The sequence below is a fragment of the Halodesulfovibrio sp. genome (assembly GCF_025210605.1).
Lineage (GTDB): Bacteria > Desulfobacterota > Desulfovibrionia > Desulfovibrionales > Desulfovibrionaceae > Halodesulfovibrio.
Map to the genome: position 1 here is coordinate 86,344 of NZ_JAOARI010000017.1, position 25,354 is coordinate 111,697.

Below are 25,354 nucleotides of genomic sequence, written 5' to 3' on the forward strand. Positions count from 1 at the left end.
GGGCTAACGCCCCCGAGCTTCCACTCCACCTTTCTGTACCAGCAGGAGTCGCTTCCTCATCTGGTATCTTATTCACATTTGTCAGACTGCTGTATGTAGTTGCATTACGTTGGAGGAATTCTGTGAAAACGACAGATGTCATTGTTATCGGCGGCGGGCTTTCAGGCTCAGCCACTGCACTTGGCTTAGTAAAAGAAAAAGCGGGCAAAGTGCTTATGTTCGACAGCCAGCTGCCTTCGCAGCGACTCTCCCGCGCTAATTTCGGTCTCACATGGTTCATGTGTAAGGGGGGCAGCAGCTCCGCTTACGCCAAATGGTGCCGCAACGCCTGTGCCCAATGGCCTGAGTATGCAGCAACTCTGGAAGATGAAACCAACATCAATGTTGAACTGGAATGGACAGGCGGGGCGCTGCACGCGTTCGGCGAAGAGCAATGGAATGCACATGCTGCAAGCATCGAAAAGCTTAGCGGAATTTGTGCAGAAGAAGGACTGGACTACCCGGTTTCCATGCTTTCACGACAAGAGTTTGCAGAGCTCGTGCCTAAAATGCAGCTGGGTGAAGATGTTTCCGGTGCGATGTACACACCGCAGCAGGGGCATGTGAACCCGCTTAAAGTGCTTGCTGCTATGCGTAAGTCTTTCCAGCAGCTTGGCGGTGAATTTGTAGGAAACCAGAACATTCTGGAAATCATTCCGAATGGTGACTCTGTAACCGTCAAAACCAAAGATGAAGAATACAGCTGTCACAAACTGGTAGTTGCTGCCGGACACGGCTGCACACGCTTGCTGTTCCCTCTCGGCTACAAGTTGAATGTTTACCCTCAGCGTGGACAGCTTCTTGTAACAGAACGTTGTGAACGTAAGCTTCCATTCCCGTTACTTGCTGTTCGCCAGACTCAGGACGGAACCTACATGATAGGTCTCTCCACTGAGGACGTTGCGCACGATACCAATATCACTCCGCAGGCAATGCAACAGCAGGCACAAAATGCCATACGAATTTTCCCGGAACTCGCCAAAGTGAACTGGGTTAGAGCATGGGGTGCCATCCGCGTTATGACACCGGACGGTATTCCTGTTTACGACAGACTTGAGCAGCATCCGAACATTTATGTAATGGCTCTGCATAGTGCTTTATCGCTCAACCCGTTACATACTTCTGTTGTGGCACCTTGGATTCTGGACGGCAGTAATTCAGAGATTATTTCCTCTTTCAGTAATGGACGTTTCAATGTTTAAAATCGACCCTTCCCAAGCTCAGCAAACAGTTACCGTTTTACTCGATGGAAAACATAAAGAGATTCCCAGCGGAATGAGTGTTGCGGCAGCTCTTTTAAGTTGCGGAGAAATTATCTCCCGCGTTTCACCATCTTCTAAAAAACCATGCAGTCCTCACTGCTTAATGGGTGTCTGCTACGAATGCCTCATGGAAATTGACGGCACAAAAAAACAGGCATGTATGACAGAAGTAGCAGAAGGAATGGTGATTAACCGTAACTTCACGGATGAGGAGGACAGCTAATGAGCCATTATGATGTTATTGTAATCGGTGCTGGTCCAGCTGGACTTTCATGCGGCGCAGCCCTTGCTGAAATGGGTCTGGATACCCTTGTTCTTGATGAACAGGCTCATCCCGGCGGACAAATTTACCGTAACGTAGAATCCTCTTCCGCTGCTCAGCTGGCATTTTTCGGCGAAGACTATGCAAAAGGTCGCGAAATTGTTCAGCGTTTCAGAAAAAGCAAAGCCAAATACCAAGGCGGAGCAACAGTCTGGCAGGTTGAGTCAGACGGACAAGTTTGCTACAGCTGCGACGGCGTATCACAGCAGATTACTGGGAATTATGTTGTCATTGCCACTGGTGCAATGGAACGCCCTGTGCCTATTCCAGGCTGGACACTTCCCGGCGTTATCGGTGCCGGAGCTGCAAACAACCTAGCAAAAGAAGGCGGACTTTCCCCGAAAGGAAAAGTTGTTCTGTGCGGTAGCGGTCCTTTACTTCTTTTAGAAGCATCCCTGCTTATTAAAAAAGGCGTTCAGGTAGAGGCTATTTTGGACACAACACCGCTTGTTCCTTCGCTGTCTGCTGTTGCCAATCTTCCGCGTGCATTGATGCGTATGGATTTTCTCCTGAAAGGGGTGAAAATGCTGTTCGACATCCATCGTTCAAAAGTTCCGTACCTGCGTGGTGTCAGCGATCTTAAAATGATTGGTGAAGACAAAGTTACGCATGTTGAATGCACCCACAAAAAAGAAACCGTCAGCTTTGCAACTGATGTCGCATTGTTACACTTCGGCGTTATTCCAAACACCCATGTAATGCGTCAGGTTGGTTGTACCCTGAACTGGAATTCCGAACTTCGCTACTGGCATCCAGTCTGCGATGATTGGGGACGTACAAACCATGACAAAGTGTTTGTTGCAGGTGACGGCAGCTATGTTTCCGGTGCTGTTGCAGCCGGATTGAAAGGTGAACTGAGCGCGTTAGAACTTGCCCGCAGTCTTGGCATCCTTTCCACCAAAGCACGCGATGACATGGCACAGCCACTTAAAGCAGAAATTGCAAAAGACAAGCACCCTAGACCGTTTATTGACGCCATGTACGCACCACGGGCTGGACAATATGCTTTTGCAGACGACACCGTTGTGTGCCGTTGTGAAAATGTGACTGTCGGTGAAATCCGCGAAGTCATCAGCCAAGGCGCGCATGATCCTAACGAAATTAAGATCATCACCCGTGCTGGTATGGGGCCTTGTCAGGGAAGAATGTGTGGCTCTGCCATCAATGAAATCCTTGCTGAGGAGCTTTCATCCACTCCGGACGAAGTCGGTTATCTGACTATTCGTCCGCCGTTAAAAGGCATTTCTCTTGGTGAGATTGCTGCAATGAAATTTACCGAGGCTTCAGGGCCTGCTGATTTATTTAAGAACCAAAAGTAGAGAATAGTATGTCAGAAATTACACGTCATTCCACTGGTCCTCGTATGAGTAAAGCAACTGTATTCAACGGCGTAGCCTACCTTTGCGGTCAGGTACCGGACAATACAGACTGTGATATCTGCGATCAGGCACGTAACATGCTCGAAAAAGTTGACACACTGCTTAAAGAAGTAGGCAGTGATCGCAAGCATGTTCTCTCTGTAATTGTATACCTGCGCGACATGAAAGATTTCGCTGGATTCAACTCTGTTTGGGATACTTGGTTTGAAAGCGGATTTGCTCCAGCACGCGCTTGTGTTGAAGCCCGTCTTGCACGCCCAGAGTTGCTCTGCGAAGTTTCCGTTCAAGCAGCAGTGATTGCAGAGTAGCCCCGCCAGCGCTCCTTATCACACTCATTACTTCCGCAAATAAAAAAGTGTGCTCCTGCCGTTTGCCACAACGGGAGCACACTTTTTTTATTGTAAATATAAGAAGTATGACTTGCAGCTCGCTATCTGCAACGTACAATCTTACGACTCTATTATCTTCACTTTTTACTAGCTAAAGAAAAGTCCATCTCCTCTTTAATTCGGAATAGTGGCTTAACTATGGTGTAGCAGGATCATTATTACTGCCCCAAAACAGTGCAAACAACTACCTAAGCAAATTACTTTATATTCAACATAAAGTGTGTACATAACTACTTATTTTAGATAGATCAGCAGCCTCTTATATGGGAATACGTAAACAAAAGTTTTCCCATACAACGATCCAGTTAGAAAGGACTTTAGATATGCAGCTTCACGAATTGTTGATTCCATATGAAGATGAGATCAAAAAATTAAAAAAAGATGCCGTTAAAATCAATCTGACCTCTACGGGGCGCCACCTCATGGACGATGATTCATCACTCACCACATCCAAATTTTGCGGTAAACCATTTGTCCCTCAGGGAATGAAGTATCCATTAGGAAAATATAGTAAAATGCCTATGTATCTGGTGGCTCAGATCAACTTTGAGCAGTTGCCTGCTTTAGAGGGCTACCCAAGCGAAGGTCTGTTACAGATTTTCAGCGAAGGCGATGATGATACAATTTTTGAAACGGCAAAGGTAAGGTTCATTTCAAAAGAGCAGATGGCTGAGGAGCCGATAACTGATTTTTCTTTCTTAAGCGAAATCGCTGATGATCCTTATCTCGAATCTCCAACACACCTTTTTGGCTTCGAAAAAAGAGAAGACTACTGCAACACAGCCAACGACTCCACCATCGAAATTAACGGTCATGATAACCTGTACGATTTCATTGAGGACCTTGGCGAAGCCAACGGCTTAGGTGACTCAGATATTGAGGAGATTGCAGATAGTATCGATAAGTATTCCATGTACAGTAAGGTTGGTGGATACTCTGCGGGGGTTCAGGATCCTTTCAGCGAAGATGAGTTAGCGCTCGTGCTTCAGCTAGACTATTCGAATGTAGAAAATTCGCAGGGAGACGGCTCATTATTCGTGCATGTGCCTAAAGAGGACTTGGCGGAATCAAACTTCAGCAACGCTGAAGTAGTTTATGAATGTACCTAGTTCTAGGCTAAACAGATTGTAGGTTAGAACTCGAAAAGTTCTTTCCCCTTGCAATTCTATTTTTTCTACTCCCACTATCTTTTGATCTATGCGCCAGCAGCTTTTGCGTCTTCGCAAGGACTGCTGGCGTTATCTTTTTCCCATTAAATTTCTTTGGGGAGAAACTGCCGAAATAATCCACTAATACATTTGTAGAAACTTCTTTGTTCGAAAAACAGTCTACAAAAATATCACGCAATGAAAATGCTTCTGCAACGAAAACGTGGACACCAAGTTAAACCACAAGGTCATACTGTTCATTGCGATACTCAAAGGTGGCAGACGAAAGCCAGCCATTGCTCGAATGTCGCCATCTTCGATTGTAGTACGCCTCAATATAGTTAACTAAAGCAGAACAGCATTCTTTTTGAATTCGGCATCATATGATCTATGCTTTCGGACACTCATCTCCATCTTCTCTTTAATTCAGGAAAATGACGTTATTATGTGTCCACAGGGTTGTCGCTAGATCAGACACTGCGTTCAACTCAAGCACATTGCCTATGCAGATTTCAGAATACGAAGAATCTCGTCTGTTTTTTGTTGCATCAACTGCACATTTGCTCTGGACTCAACATTCAAACGCACGACAGGCTCTGTGTTAGAGCTACGCAGGTTAAATCGCCATTCCGCAAATTCCATGCTGACACCGTCTGTCAAATCTACTGCAACTGCTGACTCCGCATACGTGCCGCGAACCTTTTCTATTACAGCAACGGCGTCATCCAATGTTAGGTTGATTTCACCGGAGGCAGGGTATGCTTTAATTCTATCCGCTACTTCCTCTGCGAGCGTTTTGCCTTTGCAACTCAGCAGTTCAATAACGAGCAGCCACGGAATCATCCCGCTATCGCAGTAAGCAAAATCCCGGAAATAATGGTGCGCGCTCATTTCGCCACCGTATACCGCATCCTCATGACGCATTCGTTCTTTAATGAATGCATGCCCAGTTTTTGAGCAAACAGGCACACCGGAAGCTTCCGTTACAACTTCGATAGTATTCCACGTCAGCCGAGGATCATGAATAATTTTGGCACCACGTTCTTTTTGTAAAAACGCTTCAGCCAGCATGCCTACAATGTAATAGCCTTCAATAAAGCGCCCCTCAGCATCAAAAAAGAAACAGCGATCAAAGTCGCCGTCCCATGCAATACCAAGGTCAGCAGCATGCTCAATAACAGCGTCAGCGGTATCTTTACGGCGTTCCGGCAACAAAGGATTTGGAATACCATTCGGGAAAGACCCGTCAGGCTCATTGTGAACTTTTATGAACTCAACAGGAACATTTTTTTGTGCAAACTGCTCTTCAATAGCATTTACCACATGCCCTGCTGCACCGTTGCCTGCGTTCATAACAATTTTCATCGGCGCAAGCTTGTCCATAGAAACATAGGACAACAAATGAGCTACATACGCATCAAGAACCTGCACTTGCTTGTACGAACCACGTTCTTCAGGAGCAACGTGAGCAAATATGTTTTCTTCCGCAAGTCTCTGGACTTCATCCAGACCATTGGCGCGTGTAATCGGCTTGCTTTCAGCTAACACAAACTTCATCCCGTTGTAGTCAATGGGATTATGCGATGCTGTAATCTCAATGCCGCCATCCATCTTTAAATGTGATGTGGCAAAATAAATTTCTTCCGTGCCTGCCAGCCCAATATCCAAAACAGAGACACCTGCATCGCAAAGCCCTTTACAAACAGACTCCGAGAGTACTTGTGAAGACAGCCGCGGGTCATGCCCGATGACAACCTGCTTTGGTTCTCCGCATCCAAGAAATTGTCCGAACGCTCGTCCAATTCTATATGCAACATCCTCTGTTAATTCCGTATCCAGCTTTCCACGAACATCATACGCTTTGAAACAAGTAAGCTTATTCATTCAATCGACCGTAATTATCCTCAAACCGTACAATATCGTCTTCACCAAGGTAGCTTCCTGATTGTACTTCAATAAGCTCCAAAGGAAGTTTTCCCGGATTCTCCAAAGAGTGCACAACACCGACAGGAATGTACGTTGACTGGTTTTCTGACACTAAAAAAGTTTTATCGCCATTAGTGACCTGCGCAGTACCTGAAACAACAATCCAGTGCTCTGCTCGATGGTGATGCATTTGTAAGCTCAGCTTTGCACCGGGCTTTACCGTAATCCGCTTCACCTGATACCGTTCACCAATGTCTATTGAATCAAATTTACCCCACGGGCGAAAAACCTCGCGGTGGGTTTTCAATTCATCACGCCCATTCTTTTTCAGCTCTGCAACAATAGATTTCACATCCTGAACGGAATCACGCGCTGCAACCAGCAATGCATCTTGTGTATCCACAATAACCGTATCTTTTAAACCGATTGTTGTAACAAGACGTTCTTCGCCGTACACATAGCAATCTTTAGAATTACAATGAATCACATCACCTTTCGATGCATTGCCGCTTTCATCCTTCTCCGCCACGTCCCACATCGCTGACCATGAACCGATATCATTCCACCCAGCATCAAGCGGAACAACCACAGCGTGTTCTGTCTTTTCCATAACAGCGTAGTCGATGGATTCATCGGGGCAAGCGCAAAAGGCATCAGCGTCAAGGCGTATAAAGTCCAGATCGTTCTGTATGTTTGCAACAGCAGCTTCACAAGCCGCGGCAATGTCAGGGCGATGTTGTGCAAGCTCCTGCAAATACACACTGGATTTAAACAAAAACATACCGCTGTTCCAATAATATTCTTGAGAAGCAACGTATGCTTCTGCTGTGGATGCATCCGGCTTTTCAACAAAACAATCCACTGCAAAGCCGTCTTCAACGGGCTTACCGCGCTTAATATACCCATATCCAGTATGAGCAGAGGTAGGGACAATGCCGAATGTCACAAGCTTACCCGCTTCTGCGAGCGGTAATGCCTTTGTCACAACATTCGTGAATTCTTCTACATCTGCAATGACATGATCTGCGGCAAGCACAAGTAATACGGGGTCTTCATCATCAGAAACAATATGCACAGCAACCGCAATTGCCGGAGCAGTGTTACGCCCTTCCGGCTCAAGAATAATCTTTCCGAGCCTACCGCCGCTCCGCAGCTGCTCCGCAACAATAAACCTGTGATCTTCATTACAAACCGTAATTGGAAGCGTAGTATCCAGTTGCTCAAGACGCTGTACAGTGTCCTGAAGCATTGAACTGCTACCTGTTAATTTTAAGAATTGCTTAGGATGCAGAGAGCGAGACAACGGCCACAAACGGGTTCCAGTCCCGCCAGCCATTATTACAGGTATCAGCATGTTTCCTCAATTTTTTTAAATAGGAACCAGCGCAAACAACAATATTGCAACAGCTTTTGACCGCATTGACGGTTTATCATTTTCTAATTTTACTCGCTAAGAACTAGGACTCACAAGCAAGATTACCGGGCAAATATGTAAGAAAAGAGTACGCTACGTCCTTCAAGAAAGAACCATCCGAATTCAAGAGACTATGACAACAGCTTTATATCTGCCGGCAATTGATTGATTTTCTTCAAAACTGAAAAGATTCAAAAAAAGCGGCACGCTATAAAAAACATGCCGCTAATCTCGTATTCTTTATACTCATTGCATCGTGGTAATTTGGGTTGCGTTAATTTAGCCTCCCAATTCCGCACAACAAACTTAAAAACAAGCATGAGCCAAGTTGACTTTATTTTATTTGTATCGAGACATACTGCAATCGTAGACAATAGCAAAACAATCTTGCATTCGAGCGTAGAGTTAACGAAAACAGGTTGTTCTTTATTTGCGAAAGTCTGAAGAACGATATCAAGATCAAAACAAGTTCCCCCCAACTCACTCTTTCATTAAATTACGCTACCTGCTTTGCTGAATTATACAACGAATCAACGATCGGGGAACTAGGAGTGAACCCGCTGACGATTTCTTGCAGTAAATTTCGAGCAGCAAGAGAGTCATTTTCAGCTTCAATTGATTCAAACAGTGAAAGTTTTTCTTCCAAAACTTGAAGTGGAAGAAATACCTCGTGTGCCTGCATTATCTTTGGGTGTTCGGTTTTTTTGACATCATCGCCAACCAACAATTCCTCGTATAATTTTTCACCAGGACGCAAGCCAACTACAGAAATTTCAATATCACCATTAGGGTTTTCAGCATCTTTAATTGTTTTACCGGAAAGCAATACCATCCTGCGAGCCATGTCAAAAATCTTTACAGACTTCCCCATATCCAAAACAAATACATCACCACCAATACCCATAGCACCAGCTTGAATAACCAGCTGAGCAGCTTCGGGAATTGTCATAAAATACCGTGTAATATCTTGATGGGTAACGGTTAGAGGACCACCACTAGCTATTTGTTTTTTAAACAATGGCACAACCGACCCTGATGATCCCAAGACATTCCCAAATCTAACCATGGAAAAAATTGTCTTAGAATTTTTCGAAGCCATTGCCTGAAGAATTAACTCCGCTGTGCGCTTAGTAGCCCCCATCACATTAGTTGGACGAACAGCTTTATCAGTTGAAATCAACACAAAATTTTCAACTTCAGCATCTTGAGCAGCTTCTGCTAAAATTTTTGTTCCGAAGACATTGTTCTTAACCCCCTGGAGAATATTACCTTCTACCAAAGGAACATGTTTGTATGCGGCGGCATGATATACGGTATGTATTTTATACTGCGCAAACAGCTCATCAAGCCTTGCGCGATCGCAAACAGAACCGAGCAACGGGATAATAGAAACATTGCTAAAATTACATTCCTCCAAAATACCGCGTAGCTCTTGATCTATTTTATACAAAGCAAATTCTGTAAGCTCATACAACACAAGTGTGATAGGTTCCGCACTAATAATCTGGCGGCAAAGTTCAGAACCGATTGACCCACCAGCGCCTGTAACCAAGACATTCTTCCCTCTAATACACTTAGAGAAAAGCTGTTCTCTGGGAGCAACAGGGGCACGCCCTAAAAGGTCTTCAGGATCGATATCTTCAAGCTGTTCAAGTAAAGCCCTACCTGAAACAATCGCTTCCAGAGAAGGAATAGATTGAACACGCAACGAATGTCCGTCCAGTTTTTCAAGCATGCTACGACGCTGAGCTGGAGTTGCACTTGGAGCTGCAAGCAAAACTCGTGTTGCTTTAGTTAGAGCGATAACCTGCGGCAGATCATCTACACTATACACTTTTAACCCGTGAACAATACAACCTTGGAGCACCTTCTTGTCATCAAGAAAAGCACAGGGACAAAAATCTTCACCCGCAGCTAAGTTTCGTTTCAGCTGAACACCTGCTTCACCAGCACCATAAATAATGACCAGCTCTTTTGTTTTTTGCTGAAGACGTGAATATATATGAAGATAATGTGCAATCCAACGGCTGCCACCAATAAATACAAAAAGTAAAAGACAGTAAATAAAAGGTACAGACCGCGGAAATGCTTCTATTCGGAGAATAAATACTGAGAACAATAACAACAAGCTAGAGCAGATAACAGCAAGAGCAATAGTACGGATTGCATCAATTCCCATGAAATGGACAACTGTCTTATATAATCCAAGCCAGAAAAAAATCCCCATACTCCCTATGGTTAAAACTGAGGCAGTAAGCGGCAAGTTTTCTATAGGGGCAGGGAACATTTCACCTAATCGCAGTCCCAATGCGCCCCATAAGGCTAATGAGATCATCAAGAAGTCTGTTATCAGCATCAAAAATCTTTTCTGACTTCTATTCAATTTTGTAATTTTCATTACCAAATCGTATGACATTGCTTTATCAAGTCCTTATGAATAACTATTTTTAAGCACAGAAATTTGGTTCACTCATCAAGCGCACCGAACCAATTCCAGTAAATTTACTGAAACAACGTACGAATAATATTAATTACGCTTTCCTGTTGCTCTTCAGTCATATTTGATGCTGAAGGTAAACAAACACCTGTTTCAAAAAGATAATCGCAGAAACTTACATCAGCATGCTTGTAGTAATGGCAATCCTCAAACAAAGGCTGCTGGTGCATTGGCTTCCAGAAATGACGGGCATCAATGTTCACTTCTGCTAATGCTTTAATTAAATCCTGCGGCTTAACATCGGTTTTTTCTGGATTAAAAACTACAGCAGAAAGCCATCTGTTAGAATAGTCGCCATCCGGCTCCGGCATCCATTCGAGGCACTCAATATCAGACAACTTGTCCCGATAGCGTTCAAAAATATCACGTCGAGTCTTTGCACGAGAATCAAGAACCTGTAACTGACCACGCCCGATGCCAGCGAGCACATTACTCATACGATAGTTATATCCCATTTCTGTATGCTCATAATGCGGGGCAGTAACTCTAGCTTGCGTCGAAAGATAGCGACACCGGTTCATCAGTTCCTTATCATCAGATATCACCATGCCCCCACCTGATGTGGTAATAATCTTATTCCCATTGAAGGAGAAAATACCAATTTTACCGATAGTTCCTGTGTGCTTACCCTGATACAAAGATCCAAGAGACTCAGCAGCATCTTCAATAATAGGAACATCATACTTTTCGCTCAGTTCGACAATGCGCTTCATGTCTGCACTCTGACCATAAAGGTGCACAACAATCATCGCTTTCGGCTTCTGCCCTTTTTCGCAGTATTCTTTCAACGCTCTTTCAAGAGCCTCTGGGGACATATTCCATGTAGCAGGCTCTGAGTCTATGAATACAGGAGTTGCGTTCTGGTAAAGAATTGGGTTGGCACTGCCAATAAATGTAAAGCTTGAACAAAGTACAATATCACCTGCTGAAACCTCTAAAAGGCGAAGTGCAAGATGAATAGCTGCCGTGCCGGAGCTAACAGCAACAGCTGCGTTAGACCCAACATATTCAGCCATTTCAACTTCAAATGCATCCACATTCGGTCCCAGCGGAGCAATCCAGTTGGTTTTAAATGCTTCTTCTACATATTGAAGCTCATGACCACCCATATGTGGCATAGAAAGCTCAATTCTAGGCATCATCTCACGACTAAGATGTACCCCCACAGGTTTATTTTCAGCATCTACAACTGGAATTTGAGCAACGCCATGCTTATTCATAAGTCCCACAATTTCGCTGCGAGACACACCCTCTTTAACAGTCAAAGGCTGCAACGGCTCTAATTGGTCCAAAGTCTCATCTAAAGATTTTCCAGCCAAAAGCTGTCTGCGAATATCTCCATCTGTAATGGTACGTTGCAACACACCGTTGGAATCAACTAGCAATACGATAGACATGGCACTACGATCTAAAATCTCAAGTGCTTCTTTCAGAGTGTGTGTTTTTAAAACTTTTATCTGACCAATATTATTCATTTGAATTCACGATCCTTTCTGGAATACCCACAACTATCTGATGATCCGGTATATCGCGTGTAACAACGGCACCTGCACCAACAACAACATTACGACCAATTTTAATCATAGGAAGAATTACTGCACCTGCACCAATAAGAGTACACTCGCCCACTTCCACCCCCCCGGTCAAAATGCTTCCAGGAGCTATATGCGAATAAGCACCAATCCGACACTCATGGTCAACAACAGCACTATGGTTAATTATACAGCCTTCATCAATTTTACTCTCTGCCGCAACCACAGCTTTGGCAGCCGCAAACACACCTTCGCCTACTACAGCACTAGGCGAAATGGATGCTTCAGGGTGTATAATGGATGTATATTCTTTACCATTCGCTTGGGCAAGCATACTCAGCTGTTGTCGTACTGAATTATTACCGATAGCAATATGGTATGCTTCGGGAAGCGCGCTCCATTCTTGTAAAAACTCTATGGCAACACCACCTAAAATAGTACGCCCTTTTTTTGCTCTGTCTTGATCAAAAACTCGCAAAGAGCAACTTGGTGCCATAGCTCGTAGTGCTTCTATAGCAACCTTAGAGTGACCTCCAGCGCCAATAATAGCCACACTAGTAGGCATTGATCTTTTCCAAAACTTTTGTAGAAAGAGAAATTTGTTTTAAGCAGTCAACAATGCGTTCTGCGGCAGCCCCATCCCCGTACACATTTTGCCAACGCTGTCCCTTCATGTCGCGCGCTGTTTGCAACGCACTCACAATTGCTTCTTTTTCAGGAGCAGCATCAACAACATTGAGGTTTCGCTCCCTGCAATTCTGACGATTACCTATATTAACAACAGGAGTATTAACAGAAGCCGACTCAATAATTCCACTACTAGAATTGCCTACAAAAACATCTGCGTAAGCCATAAATGACAAAAATTCGTCCCGTGGAAGATGAACTTTTGTTATGACGTTATCCCTTACACTGAATTCATTGATAACGTTAACTATCGCGGCTGAGCCAGAGTCAGCATTCGGGGCAATGACCAAATTTTGCATATCTGTTTCACAGGTAGCTTCTAGCAGAGCACGAGTCTGTTTCTCTGCATCACCAGCACGCTGAACCACAGGGTGAAACAACACGAGAGCCAACGGCTTGTTACTGTTGAGATCATAGCGGGCAAAAAGCGATTCTTTGTCTAGTAGCTTCCGGTGATAGACATCATCCAGTCCTGGAGCGCCTGTCACAAATACATTCTGCTTCTGCTCTCCCATGCTAATCAAACGCTCACACGACTTCTGTGTGGCAGTCATATGATAATGAGCAAGCTTGGAAATAGCATGACGAATAGATTCATCAACAGTTCCTGAAAGCTCACCACCATGAATGTGTGCTACAACAATATTCAAATGCAGTGCCGCAAGGGCTCCTGCCATCATTTCGCCCCTGTCACCAAGCAGCAGCAAAACGTCCGGCTGTATTCTCTCTAGTGCTTTAGTAAAACCAATTACCTGCTCGCCAAGTGCGATAGACATCTCACTTCCAGAACCACCGGATAGTTTAACAGGAACCTTTTCACCAATAGATAATCCACTCTCAGAAATCTCTTTCCATGTCTCTCCATACTCCTCCAGAAGGTGCATTCCTGTAACAAGGAGATTAAGAGAAAGTTCAGGATCTTGGTCTATTGTATGCAAAGCTCTCTTCATGAGCCCAAAGTCCGCACGAGTTCCTGTTATGTAACAAATTTTACGCATCAACAAGATCCTGCCATAACAATACAGACCCTTTGTTTTTAGCTACCTTTAAACGGCGTCCAACAATGCTTTCTAAGTGTTTAGGTGGAATACCTGTACCCGGACGCAGCAATTCTACATCATCCTTGGTAAGTATTTCGCCTTCAGCCTTGTCCACCACCACAGTAACACTACGTCGTACTAGTTCGCGCACTGGCAGTTCTTTGGCGCTCGGCTCTTTTACCCCGCTTCCCATCGAAATTTCAATCTGGCGAATCTGCTGCACCATTTCTGTTAACTCATTTGGCTCCAGTGAAGCCTGATGGTCAGGACCGGGCAAGTTTTTATCCAGCGTAAAGTGCTTTTCTATAACAGTTGCTCCCATGGCAACGGCTGCAACAGGCACCAAAATACCAGCCGTATGATCGGAATAGCCGATAGGCACCGGAAGCTCGCGTACCATGGTATGTATCGCACTCAGGTTCACATCTTCCAACGGAGCAGGATAATTTGAGGTACAATGCAGCACTGTGAGCACACTTTCTAATGGTGCGACAAACCCGCACTCTTCGCGGGCTTCATTGATAGCAGCAACAGCCTCTTTAACTTCTTCTAACGTTGCCATACCGGTTGATAAGATCATCGGCTTATCAAAAGCAGCCAGTTCACGAAGAAACGGGATGTTAGTCAATTCACCAGAAGGAATTTTGAAACGCTCCATTCCCAGACTAAGAAGGTAATGAGCAGAATCAATATCAAACGGCGTAGACATGAATTCAATATCATGAGCTTTGCAGTGCTGAATTATTTTCTCATGCAGCTGATCTGTAAGCTCAAGTTTCTTGAGCATAGTGTACTGATCGCTATTTCCGGTCTGTTCTTTTTGATACTCGGCTGTAGCTGTTCCTTTAGAAACAAGCTTACTCGCTTTAAACGTTTGAAATTTAACAGCGTCAGCACCAGCACGAGCTGCTAATTCAATAATACGTAGCGCAAATTCTTCTGAACCATTATGATTAACACCGGCTTCTGCAATAACAAATGTATGGGGTGCTTTCTTCTGTGCCAGTATAGGAGAATCCATTACCATGCTGACAACCCACCATCGACCATTAAGTTCTGTCCTGTAATGTACCCTGAAGCCGGAGATGCTAAGAACAACGCAGCGTCAATAATTTCCTGCGCAGTTGCCATGCGTCCCATAGGGATGCGTGCACTATAGTTCTTTTCAAACACATCGTTTTGCCCACTGGCAACACCGCCCGGTGAAATTGCATTAACGCGGATACCGTCTTTAGCCCACACAGCAGCGAGATGTTTTGTTAAAGAGATTACGCCACCTTTGGAAGCTGAATATATTGGCGGTGTATTAATCTGGCAGCCAAGATAAAGTGATCCTTCATAGATACGCATATCTGGAGCAAGTGCACCGTAAATTGATGCAGTTTGCACAATCGAACCACCACCATGTTGTGCCATAATCTTTGCACACTCTCTTGCCATAAGGAATAAACCATCGAGGTTAACAGACATAACTTCGCGCCATGTATCCATGGAGTATTCTTCAATAGGATCAAAAAAGCGCAATAAATCATCTGTTTTTGTTGCAGCATTGTTGAATAGAATATCGATACGACCTTTCAATTCAACGATAGATGCAACTACATCTAAAATTTCTTGTTCTTTTGAAAGATCACATGGAAAAGCTGCTACAGAAGCATCTTCCCCTAATGAGGCACAAACTTCATCCAGTGCTTCCTTATTTACATCTACCATAGCAACAAAGGCACCATGGTCGACTAAATGCTGCACAAGTACTTTTCCAAGAATACCAGCAGCACCTGTTACAACAGCAACTTTTCCTTCAAGGCGAAGGTAAGAAGAATTATTCAACGTACAACTCCTAACAAACTATACTCATACTATTACGATTCAACAGTCACCCAGTGTGTAGTGCGCAGCGATTCATGGGCAGCTTCAATCCAGCGCATTGTTGCCATGGCATCTTCCAGAGTGCAAAGCATGGATGTCTCCTGATGCATAGCGGCTAGGTGCTGATCCCGTATCATTGAATCACGGACAACGGGAACGAGTTCTTCTTTCCCATTTATGGAAAAAACACCTTTTATCAAATCAACGTGTATTGTTCCCATAGAACCATTGGCAATAATCCAACGGGATGGGGAACGATCTAGATAATTCACATGAACTGTTGCTAACGGGCAGCGGTCAAGTTTAGCTAACAGCGTTGCGGCATCCTCACTTTCAATTTCCAGCGAGCTTAGTTGACCACCGGAAACAATAGTCTGCCTGCACGTCCCTGCACAAAGCTGCACATAATCAAGTTCGTGGCTCAAATCACGAATAACACCGCCATCTTCTTTGCGCGCTGAATATGATTTACGGTAGTCACTATCTGGACGCCAATCCGGCAAGAACTGACCTACATAAGCAGTCAACGTCCACAACTGCTCATCACGCAAGTGTTTTACCAACCGTTGGATTATCGGATGGAAACGTAACGTATATCCTACATACACAGAGCCAGACGGAACAGCTCCCAGCTCTTCGATTTGAGCTGCCAGAGGTTTCTCAACTAAAGTTATGCCCTCATACTTCAGTTTTGCAAGTTCTGATAAAGATGCTGCATGAATTTTTGTATCATTCGCAATAACAACATATTGTGGTTCCCAAGTTTCAACACCTTCCGAAATTGATCTAAACACTAAAAATTCCGGCGTCGTGCTCCGCGAAACCAAAGCAACATCATGTCCCATTTCCTGCAACACGCGCGCGTGCCGCTGCCCAATAGAGCCGTATCCAATAACTAAGCACTTCATATTAATTATCAGCGGAACGTCGTTCAAGCAGCATAGAAACTATGTCAAAATCCATTTCACAATCAATATCAATTGAACGCTCTTCAGGCATTACGTAAATATCGGTGTCCTCATGAAACAAACCATCTTTCTCCATAAGTACATCTCTACGCCACACATAAATAGAAGCATTCATATCATAACATTCAGGAGTATCCTGCCGTCGCAAAAAAGGGGTATCAGACTTTTTCGCCAAATCAATCCCCCCAGCTTCAGTTCGCTCCACAAGATTAAAATACGGTGATCGTCGAGCTGGTGCGCCAGTAATTACGTTACCAATTCCACGCTCACGTAACAAATTGATACTTGCAGCAATATCCGAAGACAGCCTCAATGGGGACGTACAATCTAAGTCAACCACAATATCGACACGCTTATTAAGCTGTTCTTCTACTTTTTCCACGCAATGACGAATAGCAGCAAGCTTACCAGAACTGTCTGTTGCAAGCTCAGCTGGACGCTTTATAAGAACGGAGGCTCCAGCTTCTTTTGCTGCCTCAAGATATGTAGAACTGTCACTACTAAATGCAATTTCTTCAAACAAATCAGTTTCGATTGCCTGCTCAACAGTATGTGCCAATAGAGGCTTTCCGGCTAGTAACCGAATGTTTTTATTAGGGACCCCTTTAGAGCCGCCTCGAGCACAGATGGTACATAAAATGACTTCTGCCACCTTACACTCCCTCACAAGATTAAAACTTTTTCAATTCGGTCAAATGCGCTGTAAGCCAACTGACAACATACAAATGATCGTCATAAAGACGCAGAGCGACAGGATCCTGCAAACAGCCACGCTCAACGCCAAATCGAAGCATGCGTTCTTTGTAATTCCAGTTTGTATCAAACTTGAACACACTTCCCTGCTGTTTATCTATCAAATAAAAACCACTTTCACATGCAACAAGATCATTGCACACTAAGACTGGGAGAACAGAGTGGTGTTCAACTCTTTCTGTATCCAAGGAAAATGAGGTGACACAACCGAACTTGTTATTATCAATAACATAAATGACACCGTCAAAATATCGGGCGAAATGCACTTGCGGCACAATATCTTGAGCAACTAGCCGCCTTGACTCTTCTTCCCAAAGCTTCCCTGTATAATCGAGAAAAAATGTTTTTCCCTTGTATGCAAACACTAGAATGACAGGCTGTTCATGCTCAAGAAACTCCCACTCACCGCCATCTCCCAGCCATGCTCCCGGAGTGTAAAAAGAACCGACAGCGACTCTACCGTCATGCTGAATATCTATCTGAGTAGGAAGTCCTAACCGCCAATGCTGTTCTGTTCCATCATTGGCTCGATAATGCACATTTTTATCATCAGAAGTAACCCACCAGAAACCATCCGCACACTGCATGTAATCCCAAGGCTTATTGCCCTTAAGAATAGTTTCAGCAACAACACCTTCTGTAAGACTCGCAGGCAGGTCACGGTCAATAATCATCTGGAGATAAAAATTAAGACGTTGCGCTCGCATACGTATAGAACGCTTTCCAGATGGCGTAAGGTGGTTAGACATCACTTCAGACATGCGGAATGCAAGTTCAGCCCAGTTTTCAAACTCAGGAATAGAAGCGCATCCGTTCATTATTTTGAGTGCAATTAAATCTATCTGTTCTTCCTGCTCCAAATTTCCAGAAGACAAGAGTTCCGCTGCAACTTGTGCAGCTGTTCGTGGATCAGGATCACCGGAAATCTGCACAGCATCTCCCGGCATAATATCGTACCACGTCAAGGAGTTCTGCGCCCCATCAACAAAATCCGTATATGAGATACATAATTGTGTCTCGCACATACTCTCTTTATTCATACATCACCGATTTCACGTAGTTACAACTCATTATATCTACGGATATCCTTAAAATTGTTCAATGGCTCAAACCTACTGCACTGGGTACAGTTCGATTTCTGAAATTCCGTTGAGTTCGCCTTTCGAAGCAAGAAATGTAATTCTGTAATACCTAAGCGAATCTTCATTTTGCATTACAAAAGCAGAAGGCTTTGAGGGGTCATGACTCAACATCACATTGCTACGGCTATCAATCTTTTTCCAGACATCACCGTCTGTCGAGCCTTCCACAACCCAACTGTATTCCGTGCCAAGTGCAACTCCCATGCGATTCATTGCTACCATTCGATACACTCCAATGCGCGGCATATCGTCAGAAGAAAAAGCAAAGAGCACAGAAAAATTATCTTCTGCATCCCATGTAATTCCAGAACCATAGTCCATATCTGCAAGCCGCCAAACAGGCATAGTATCAATGCGTCCTTTAACAGCTGCACTTGGCGCTCTGTTTGGCCATGTTTCCATCTGCCCTGTTAACGCTACCTTCGTATTAGGAGGAAAATCTTTACTAGCTATGGAAACAATAGAGGTATGGGCAGAATTGTCAGAAATAGCCTGCGAGATACCTTTCACATACCCTTTTTTTTCTTTTTCAGGTTCAATACTCAATGCAAACGGATGAGGCACGCATTCGTTAAATTGCACCTTCCAGTACAGTTCCTGATCCTCAGTGGCATACAAAAGCGGAAGACCTTCAATATACTCACCTAGGGGTTTAGCACCTTCTACTAACTCAACTTTTCCCAATTCCTGAATAGGAACTGAAATAATCGGCTGCATGCCTACATACAAAGTATCAACAATCGGCTGTGATGAATCAAGCACCCACCAATTATGGGGAAGACGTACACTAGGAGCATCGCCACCTTGCCTGTATACTTGGTATCCAAGTTTATTCCTCAGCTGCAAATATGCAAAATCACGCGCAGGACTCCATAAAACCCATGTGTTATCCTTCGGCAATGCGTTTACATTATCTGGAAGTAGCAGCACCTTTGCGTCAGTTGCTCCCCGTAAATTAAGTAAAGCCTGTAGTATCGGCTTCATTACAGGATCTGTAGTCATCACCTGTTCATCATTATCGATAACACTCGCTCCGTGTTTCGCAACAAACTCAACAGCCGGAAACACAAACGCAGGACTGGTTACAAATGCCCATCCCACTGCGCCGAAAGCAATCATCCCGAGTGCCCAACCATGCTGTAATGCAGGTTGCTTAACAGCAGGTTCTTTTCCAGGACGCAACAGTGCTAATGATGCTATAAGAAATGTAACACCAATCAGGTAATTACGCTCCTGCGGCAGGAACAAGCAACCAACACTGAACATTACCAATACAGCAAGGAGAGCCAAAGCACGATAATTCGTGTCACGCCCCTTCGCTAATATACTATCAGTCGCAGCCCTCCACGCAGCAATAAAGCACATTGCAAGTAGTGCCAAAAGCGCAGGAACCCCTGCCATTAAAATAATATCGAGGTACAACACATGAGTTGAGTAGGTGCACCTTGCCCCATTGAATACTGTACCCGAAAGAGGCAATTCCAATAGACCAATTCCACTACCGGTCCAAAGCAATGATGGCAAAAGTTTAAGACCAGACATAGCGAGCAGTGCACGGTCAGAATTCGCCTGAACAAAACTCTGCACAGCTTCTGCACTTTCAACTGCAACATTCGCGGGCTTTAAATAAAAAATCCCCGAAGACATGAAACTCATGACCAGCACTGCACTAAGCAGCAGCATATAATTCCGCTGACGGAGCGCCCCGATACACACTACAAACGAACCTAGCAGCAGTGCTAAACTTAATGCTCGTGTACCGTTTATAAAAATTAGTCCAACCAAAAAGGCTACAGCCAACCCAATCTGCCACTTACTTTTTGATGAATTTTTTTGTACTAGAGCAAGCATAACCCCGCTTATCAGCACAAGAGCATATGTTGCTGGAGCGTGATAATAACTGGTACCACGAACACGGTAAAAATAATTCGTCAGATCGGGTGCATCAAGAACATACGAAAAATCACCGACAATCCACTGGATGGCTACGATACACCCCGTAATAAGTCCGCCTGCTCCTGCCCATACCAAAAGGCGGCGTACATCGGCTTCACTGCGCACAAGAAAAACTGGCAGCACAGCCCAGTAGACCCATGTTGCCCAACCGGATGCACCGGTAATCATCTGTGCAAAATGACTTTGCTCACCACGGAAAAGAAGATTTACCCCCAGTGCAAACAGTGTCCAAATCCAGAACACGAGAGCACTGCCTGTATACATTCCTACAAGGCGATCACGTTGCCAATTCATACCAGTTGCTATGCAACACAACCCAGTTGCACACATCATATCAAACAGCAGCAACGCACTATCTGAAAAAACGGTCAGCGGCTGACCATACACATCTGTCAGTGCATGAATAATGTGTGCGAAGGGGTGCTGAACCAAATTACTACCCCATGCACCAAGGGAAATCGTTCCCAATAATGCAAATACTACACAAACAGATTTGCGCATTGCTGATGGAGGCAAGGCAGCAAGCAATACCATTGCAGCAACAAGTCTAATTGCTCCCTCCCAAATAGGAAGCAAAGGTAACGCGATGGCACCACAAAGTATAAAAGCTAATGCAGAAAGAAGAGGTGCGCGCAAATCAGAAAAGTTCACTAACAGTTTCATAATGTTAACAACTCAACACCAAATCCGCCGGAACGCCCAGCACCGCCAACGCCCACAGTCTCAACAGCAGAAGGAGGTAAAGTCTGGTTATCGAGCACATACACCCAATGTTCGCCCTTTTCCACAATATCTAAGTTATCATGATAGTATCGCCCATCGCGTGTTTTGATTGCCAAGAAGGGCTGAGGACCAAACAGGGAGCCGGAAACCAAACGTACATGCACGCGCTCTTCGATAAGTTCTATCGAGAATTTAGGGGCAGGCATACACAGTTCTGGTTCGTAGTTTTTAACATGAGCCTGAGCCGCTTCTTCTGCGCCAGAAAAACGGATTTTTACATCAGGAAATTCATCACGCTTGCTTGCAATCAAGGAGCGAACATACTCAACATCCAAACGAAGGTCGCGGTAGTCATGGTCAGCAAAAGAAACAATGGCAGAGCCATTGTCCCGCGCTTCTTGAAACGCTTCTGCGATATGTTCGGTTGTCAATAGACGAAAGCGGGTGCCCACGTTCAAACATCGGAAAACCCAGCGTCTACAACTGCCTTCTTCTTGGTAATCATCATGATGTGGATGGTAACCAAGCCACGACTCCGGTGCTCTACGCCAATCTCCGAAGCGCCCCAGCATAGTGTCACGCTGCAATTTTTTATCTTCACGAATAGACTGATTAGCGTAGTCAAACGGAATCCACTGCTCCATAAATGCATGAGCATCTGGTCTTTCGGAATGGAATCCAGGACGACTCGTGGTCGGGAACCATTTATTATCAATAATTCTTCGTGCAATAATATAAAGTAGCACATCCATATTATTGTTATATGATGTAGCAGCACTTAACGGTTTTCTATCAATGGAAAGCGGGTGGAAATGCCAGTTTATCTCATCTTGTATGCTATCTGTTTCCGCAAGCATATCCTTGTAAAAATTGAATACGTTTCCATACCCGATATCTTTATGACGCGGGTTTTCAGAGAAACCAAGATGATCAACGCAATGCCAGCTATAAACCCAGCCTCTGCCGAAATCATCTACCATCTTATTACGGAATGATGGGCTGAGTGCTTCATCCAACATGGTCTGAACATCGTGCCATGTACGGTTATAGTTCAATAACTGCGGAGAAAGAACAGCAGCAACTTGTTCTTCAGCACCATCTAACGGAATTTCTTTATTCTGCAACTGCGCTAGAGTCGTTCTTGAAGGCTTAAGCCAAATATCAAACAACTCTCCAACACGCTGGAATGTTGCGGACAAATCTTCACTGAGCGGACCTTCAGTATCAATACAATGTACTATATGTAAAACAGGATTATCCAAGAGTTCTCTCCCTCATTATGATTCTGTTATTTGGCTGTCCTTGCAAGAACCTCTTTTTCAATCAGGCGACAGACATTTTCCGTCGCAAGTCCCGGCTTTGGCAAAGCATCACGCAATGCTGCCAGACGCGCTGATTCTTCCGGATCGAACAGCAAGGTTTTCAATCCTTGCTCAGCATCATCAAGAGAGGGTACAGCCAGTGCCCCATCATCCTGCCCATACGTAACTACATTGCTGTAACAGGAAATAGTCATGACTAGAAGCGGTTTTGAAGACAGCAGAAGCTCCCAGCCCACTGTTGAGGTAAGCGTAACACCGACATCACACGCATGGATAACGTGTGCGAGAGGCTCATGGGCATGACTTTGCAGTACCCCATCCGGCAATACTTCCTTGCTGGCATCGGTACTGCTCGGGTGCAGCCGCACAACCAATTTCCACCCGTTCTTTTGGCAAACATCAGCAAGATGGTTACGAACACAGCGAGGCAGTTCCGGATTTGATGGTTCCGGCTGTTCTGCCCAGAAAATCAGAACATCATCCGGTGCAACGCCTCGTTCTTCACGCCATTTTCTCCCTGCAACAGGAAGAGACGGATCAACAAGCTGATCAAAAATAGGACTGCCTGTAAGAAAAATATCTTCACGCTTACGACCTGCTGCTACCAGACGATTGGCAACATCCGGGCGGGCAACAGACACGACATGCCCGTTGTCCGGTCTGCTAAGCCATGACTCTTCCAATAATCCGAAAAGATCAACCATACACAAACTCGGAATTCCAAGCTGATATGCCGCACGCAACGCTGCTTTTTCCATGCGTGGAGAGTTAGTTGCAACAACAACATCAGGCTGCTCTTTTTGTAGAACGTCCCGCATAAAGCGGACAGGACAAAACGCATTAAGCCCGTCGCGCTCGTAGCGTTCCCATGCAGCGTCTTCCCCTATCTCCTGTGCAAGATCACAAAACAAGGTTCCAAGATAAGCAATAGACTGATCTCGTGTAATGCCTTTTCCATCTGTGTGATGACGCTGTGCAAGGCGATTTCCCCACAGTTGGATGTGCGGATCAGCCATATCAACATAATCAATCACTTTCACATGAGGTGTCTCGGCTCGTTCTGCTACGCTGCCAGCCGTTGTCAACGCAAGATAAAGACATTCATGTCCCCGCTCCTTCATGACTTTGAGCACAGGAAGAATTGCCGTGACATGCCCACCGCCATACGAGCAAAATAAAATCTTCATTATGCCTCTTCTTCAGTGAAAAGATAGTCGCTAAATTCACGAAGCCATATTTCAAAAGCCATTAACGCACGGATTTCGCGGGTATAGTTTGCAGTACCATTGCAGTGATCTTCCAGCATTGTTGCAACGTAATCGTAATCAAACAAACCACGGCTTGTTGTCTGGTCAGAACACAGCAAATCATTACACATATCAGCAAGATCAGTCTTAAACCATTCACCTATCGGCACGGTAAACATCTGCTTTTTTCTATACGCAAGTTCTTCACCGATTAAAGGAGTAACAGCTTTTTTATAGATAAACTTAGTTACACCATCGTTCAGTTTCAAATTCCCCGGCATGGCGAATGCAAGCTCCATCATACGATAATCCAAAAATGGAGCACGGTTTTCCAATGAAACAGCCATGCCCATACGGTCCGGCTTGACAAGGTTATTCCCCGGCAGCAACAGCATCATATCGATATATAGCGCCTGATTAATGCGATCCATATCAACGGCTTTTTCGAACAGCGGTTCAACCACATCAAAAACATCCACTTCACCAAGTTCGTTTTTCAACTTTTCAGAGAACAGCTGAAGACGTGCTTCTTTTGTAAATAAGGAAATGTTATCCAGATAGTCCTTCTGGAACTGTTCATCCAGCAGCGCATCTGTCTGCGATGTAAAAAAATGACGATATTTATCGTAGCCAGCAAACAGCTCGTCTGCACCGTCACCAGTAAGCACCATCTTCACCTGCTCTGCCGCCAAACTGGCAACTTTGTAAGTGGGCAGGAAAGAAACATCACCATGCGGCTGGTCACAGTGTCGGGTAGCCATGGGCCAAAGCCCGATAAGGTTCGGCTCAACCTTTTGCATTACGTGCTCTGTCTCAAAACGGTCAGCAGCATCCTGAGCATAGGGAGATTCATCATATTTAGGGTCGTCAAAACCGATGCAGAAGGATTTCACCGGTGATTCAAGATGGCGGCTCATAATGCCTACAACAGTACTGGAATCTACCCCGCCAGATAAAAACGCACCAAACGGGACATCAGAACGCAAGCGTATACGGACAGCGTCATCCAAAACATCATTAAAACGCGCTATCCATTCTTCTTCGCTGTGTTTTTCAGAAGTCACCTGCGAAAGATCCCACCAGCAAGACTCTTCTATGCCCTGACGTGTAATCTTCAACCAATGTCCCGGTAAAACATGCTGAATGCCCTCAAACATTGTTAACGGTGGCGGGACGTAGTTAAAAGCTAAAAACTGGTTCAGAGCCTGAAAATCTACTTTTCTCTTACCGCATGATGGTAAAATAGATTTGATTTCTGATGCAAAAATAACCCTTCCCTCCTCATTGGAGAAGTAAAGAGGTTTTTCACCGATTCGATCACGAATCAGAAACAACGCATCAATACGTTTGTCATACACGGCAATAGCAAACATTCCGTTCAGTTTTGAAACGCCATCTATTCCGTCACGCTCATACAGTCGTAAAATGACTTCTGTATCACACGTAGTTTTACAGGGGTAGCCGTCTGCTGTCAGTTCTTCTGCCAGTTCTACATGGTTAAAAATTTCGCCGTTCTGAACCACGATGATAGACTCATCATCAGAAAAAAAGGGCTGCTGCCCATTATCGATATCAAGAATCGCTAAACGCTGGTTTCCAAGCCCAACAGCTGCGGAATCGTCATGATAGCAACCATACCCGTCCGGTCCACGGTGTCTAATTTCTGCACCCATCTGAGCCAGTTTGTCCGGTGCCATCGTCTTTTTTCCGAAATCATAATACCCAAAGATACCGCACAT

At 44.7% G+C, this 25,354-nt stretch carries 20 protein-coding genes and 1 pseudogene; 5 read left to right on the forward strand and 16 right to left on the reverse strand.

The features are described from left to right. Positions 1-122: 122 nt before the first annotated feature. The 5 genes from N4A56_RS05930 to N4A56_RS05950 all read left to right on the forward strand — a co-directional run bounded on the left by N4A56_RS05930 (position 123) and on the right by N4A56_RS05950 (position 4,500). Positions 123-1,241: an FAD-dependent oxidoreductase gene (locus tag N4A56_RS05930; RefSeq protein ID WP_293670602.1), complete on the forward strand. Its 1,119-nt coding sequence runs from the start codon at positions 123-125 to the stop codon at positions 1,239-1,241. Then, the gene (locus N4A56_RS05935; protein ID WP_293670603.1) at positions 1,234-1,524 is read left to right on the forward strand and encodes a (2Fe-2S)-binding protein; all 291 of its coding nucleotides are present in this window, start codon (positions 1,234-1,236) and stop codon (positions 1,522-1,524) included. The genes N4A56_RS05930 and N4A56_RS05935 overlap by 8 nt, the downstream gene beginning before the upstream one ends. Further along, a complete protein-coding gene (locus N4A56_RS05940; RefSeq protein ID WP_295545721.1) occupies positions 1,524-2,942 on the forward strand; it encodes an FAD-dependent oxidoreductase in 1,419 nt (472 codons plus the stop codon). Before N4A56_RS05935 ends, N4A56_RS05940 begins: the two co-directional genes overlap by 1 nt. Before the next feature lie 8 nt (positions 2,943-2,950). Further along, on the forward strand, positions 2,951-3,310 hold the full coding sequence (locus N4A56_RS05945; protein ID WP_295545723.1) for a RidA family protein: 360 nt from the start codon (positions 2,951-2,953) through the stop codon (positions 3,308-3,310). Positions 3,311-3,714: 404 nt separating this feature from the next. Further along, positions 3,715-4,500 (forward strand): YwqG family protein, encoded by a 786-nt coding sequence (locus N4A56_RS05950; protein ID WP_295545725.1) that lies wholly within the window; start codon positions 3,715-3,717, stop codon positions 4,498-4,500. 274 nt (positions 4,501-4,774) lie between these two features. Here N4A56_RS05950 and N4A56_RS05955 read toward each other — a convergent pair. From N4A56_RS05955 to asnB, 16 genes and pseudogenes are all read right to left on the reverse strand, one after another. Continuing rightward, positions 4,775-4,909, reverse strand: a pseudogene (locus tag N4A56_RS05955) (IS3 family transposase); the annotation flags it as partial. A gap of 131 nt (positions 4,910-5,040) precedes the next feature. After that, positions 5,041-6,423 (reverse strand): phosphomannomutase CpsG, encoded by a 1,383-nt coding sequence (locus N4A56_RS05960; protein ID WP_295545728.1) that lies wholly within the window; start codon positions 6,421-6,423, stop codon positions 5,041-5,043. Further along, complete coding sequence (locus tag N4A56_RS05965; protein WP_295545730.1) at positions 6,416-7,819, reverse strand: mannose-1-phosphate guanylyltransferase/mannose-6-phosphate isomerase; 1,404 nt, start codon at positions 7,817-7,819, stop codon at positions 6,416-6,418. Before N4A56_RS05965 ends, N4A56_RS05960 begins: the two co-directional genes overlap by 8 nt. Before the next feature lie 556 nt (positions 7,820-8,375). Continuing rightward, positions 8,376-10,277: a nucleoside-diphosphate sugar epimerase/dehydratase gene (locus tag N4A56_RS05970; protein ID WP_295545732.1), complete on the reverse strand. Its 1,902-nt coding sequence runs from the start codon at positions 10,275-10,277 to the stop codon at positions 8,376-8,378. Between the two features lie 104 nt (positions 10,278-10,381). Continuing rightward, positions 10,382-11,851, reverse strand: a complete 1,470-nt coding sequence (locus N4A56_RS05975) for an aminotransferase class I/II-fold pyridoxal phosphate-dependent enzyme (protein ID WP_295545734.1) — start codon at positions 11,849-11,851, stop codon at positions 10,382-10,384. Further along, positions 11,844-12,473, reverse strand: a complete 630-nt coding sequence (locus N4A56_RS05980; protein WP_295545736.1) for a NeuD/PglB/VioB family sugar acetyltransferase — start codon at positions 12,471-12,473, stop codon at positions 11,844-11,846. Before N4A56_RS05980 ends, N4A56_RS05975 begins: the two co-directional genes overlap by 8 nt. Next, complete coding sequence (gene neuC / locus N4A56_RS05985) at positions 12,463-13,593, reverse strand: UDP-N-acetylglucosamine 2-epimerase (protein ID WP_295545738.1); 1,131 nt, start codon at positions 13,591-13,593, stop codon at positions 12,463-12,465. Before neuC ends, N4A56_RS05980 begins: the two co-directional genes overlap by 11 nt. Further along, complete coding sequence (gene neuB, locus N4A56_RS05990; RefSeq protein WP_295545741.1) at positions 13,586-14,656, reverse strand: N-acetylneuraminate synthase; 1,071 nt, start codon at positions 14,654-14,656, stop codon at positions 13,586-13,588. The genes neuC and neuB overlap by 8 nt, the downstream gene beginning before the upstream one ends. Next, positions 14,656-15,465: an SDR family oxidoreductase gene (locus tag N4A56_RS05995; RefSeq protein WP_295545743.1), complete on the reverse strand. Its 810-nt coding sequence runs from the start codon at positions 15,463-15,465 to the stop codon at positions 14,656-14,658. The genes neuB and N4A56_RS05995 overlap by 1 nt, the downstream gene beginning before the upstream one ends. 32 nt (positions 15,466-15,497) lie before the next feature. Beyond that, positions 15,498-16,412 (reverse strand): Gfo/Idh/MocA family oxidoreductase, encoded by a 915-nt coding sequence (locus N4A56_RS06000; protein WP_295545745.1) that lies wholly within the window; start codon positions 16,410-16,412, stop codon positions 15,498-15,500. Position 16,413: 1 nt separating this feature from the next. Then, positions 16,414-17,124 (reverse strand): acylneuraminate cytidylyltransferase family protein, encoded by a 711-nt coding sequence (locus tag N4A56_RS06005; RefSeq protein WP_295545747.1) that lies wholly within the window; start codon positions 17,122-17,124, stop codon positions 16,414-16,416. Between the two features lie 19 nt (positions 17,125-17,143). Further along, positions 17,144-18,265 carry a hypothetical protein gene (locus N4A56_RS06010; RefSeq protein WP_295545749.1) on the reverse strand — a complete coding sequence of 374 codons (1,122 nt, stop codon included), beginning with the start codon at positions 18,263-18,265 and terminating at the stop codon, positions 17,144-17,146. A gap of 72 nt (positions 18,266-18,337) precedes the next feature. Further along, the gene (locus N4A56_RS06015; RefSeq protein ID WP_295545751.1) at positions 18,338-20,986 is read right to left on the reverse strand and encodes an O-antigen ligase family protein; all 2,649 of its coding nucleotides are present in this window, start codon (positions 20,984-20,986) and stop codon (positions 18,338-18,340) included. Then, positions 20,983-22,308 (reverse strand): hypothetical protein, encoded by a 1,326-nt coding sequence (locus tag N4A56_RS06020; protein ID WP_295545754.1) that lies wholly within the window; start codon positions 22,306-22,308, stop codon positions 20,983-20,985. The genes N4A56_RS06015 and N4A56_RS06020 overlap by 4 nt, the downstream gene beginning before the upstream one ends. A 26-nt stretch (positions 22,309-22,334) precedes the next feature. Then, complete coding sequence (locus N4A56_RS06025) at positions 22,335-23,555, reverse strand: hypothetical protein (protein ID WP_295545755.1); 1,221 nt, start codon at positions 23,553-23,555, stop codon at positions 22,335-22,337. Then, a complete protein-coding gene (gene asnB / locus N4A56_RS06030; protein ID WP_295545757.1) occupies positions 23,555-25,354 on the reverse strand; it encodes an asparagine synthase (glutamine-hydrolyzing) in 1,800 nt (599 codons plus the stop codon). The genes N4A56_RS06025 and asnB overlap by 1 nt, the downstream gene beginning before the upstream one ends.

Excerpts from the sequence above, each read along its gene's own strand:
- N4A56_RS05935 (WP_293670603.1), top strand. The coding sequence starts at position 1,234 with ATGTTTAAAATCGACCCTTCCCAAGCTCAGCAAACAGTTACCGTTTTA.
- N4A56_RS05940 (WP_295545721.1), top strand. The coding sequence starts at position 1,524 with ATGAGCCATTATGATGTTATTGTAATCGGTGCTGGTCCAGCTGGACTT.
- N4A56_RS05945 (WP_295545723.1), top strand. The coding sequence starts at position 2,951 with ATGTCAGAAATTACACGTCATTCCACTGGTCCTCGTATGAGTAAAGCA.
- N4A56_RS05950 (WP_295545725.1), top strand. The coding sequence starts at position 3,715 with ATGCAGCTTCACGAATTGTTGATTCCATATGAAGATGAGATCAAAAAA.
- N4A56_RS05960 (WP_295545728.1), bottom strand. The coding sequence starts at position 6,423 with ATGAATAAGCTTACTTGTTTCAAAGCGTATGATGTTCGTGGAAAGCTG.
- N4A56_RS05965 (WP_295545730.1), bottom strand. The coding sequence starts at position 7,819 with ATGCTGATACCTGTAATAATGGCTGGCGGGACTGGAACCCGTTTGTGG.
- N4A56_RS05970 (WP_295545732.1), bottom strand. The coding sequence starts at position 10,277 with ATGAAAATTACAAAATTGAATAGAAGTCAGAAAAGATTTTTGATGCTG.
- N4A56_RS05975 (WP_295545734.1), bottom strand. The coding sequence starts at position 11,851 with ATGAATAATATTGGTCAGATAAAAGTTTTAAAAACACACACTCTGAAA.
- N4A56_RS05980 (WP_295545736.1), bottom strand. The coding sequence starts at position 12,473 with ATGCCTACTAGTGTGGCTATTATTGGCGCTGGAGGTCACTCTAAGGTT.
- neuC (WP_295545738.1), bottom strand. The coding sequence starts at position 13,593 with ATGCGTAAAATTTGTTACATAACAGGAACTCGTGCGGACTTTGGGCTC.
- neuB (WP_295545741.1), bottom strand. The coding sequence starts at position 14,656 with ATGGATTCTCCTATACTGGCACAGAAGAAAGCACCCCATACATTTGTT.
- N4A56_RS06000 (WP_295545745.1), bottom strand. The coding sequence starts at position 16,412 with ATGAAGTGCTTAGTTATTGGATACGGCTCTATTGGGCAGCGGCACGCG.
- N4A56_RS06010 (WP_295545749.1), bottom strand. The coding sequence starts at position 18,265 with ATGAATAAAGAGAGTATGTGCGAGACACAATTATGTATCTCATATACG.
- N4A56_RS06015 (WP_295545751.1), bottom strand. The coding sequence starts at position 20,986 with ATGAAACTGTTAGTGAACTTTTCTGATTTGCGCGCACCTCTTCTTTCT.
- N4A56_RS06025 (WP_295545755.1), bottom strand. The coding sequence starts at position 23,555 with ATGAAGATTTTATTTTGCTCGTATGGCGGTGGGCATGTCACGGCAATT.
- asnB (WP_295545757.1), bottom strand. The coding sequence starts at position 25,354 with ATGTGCGGTATCTTTGGGTATTATGATTTCGGAAAAAAGACGATGGCA.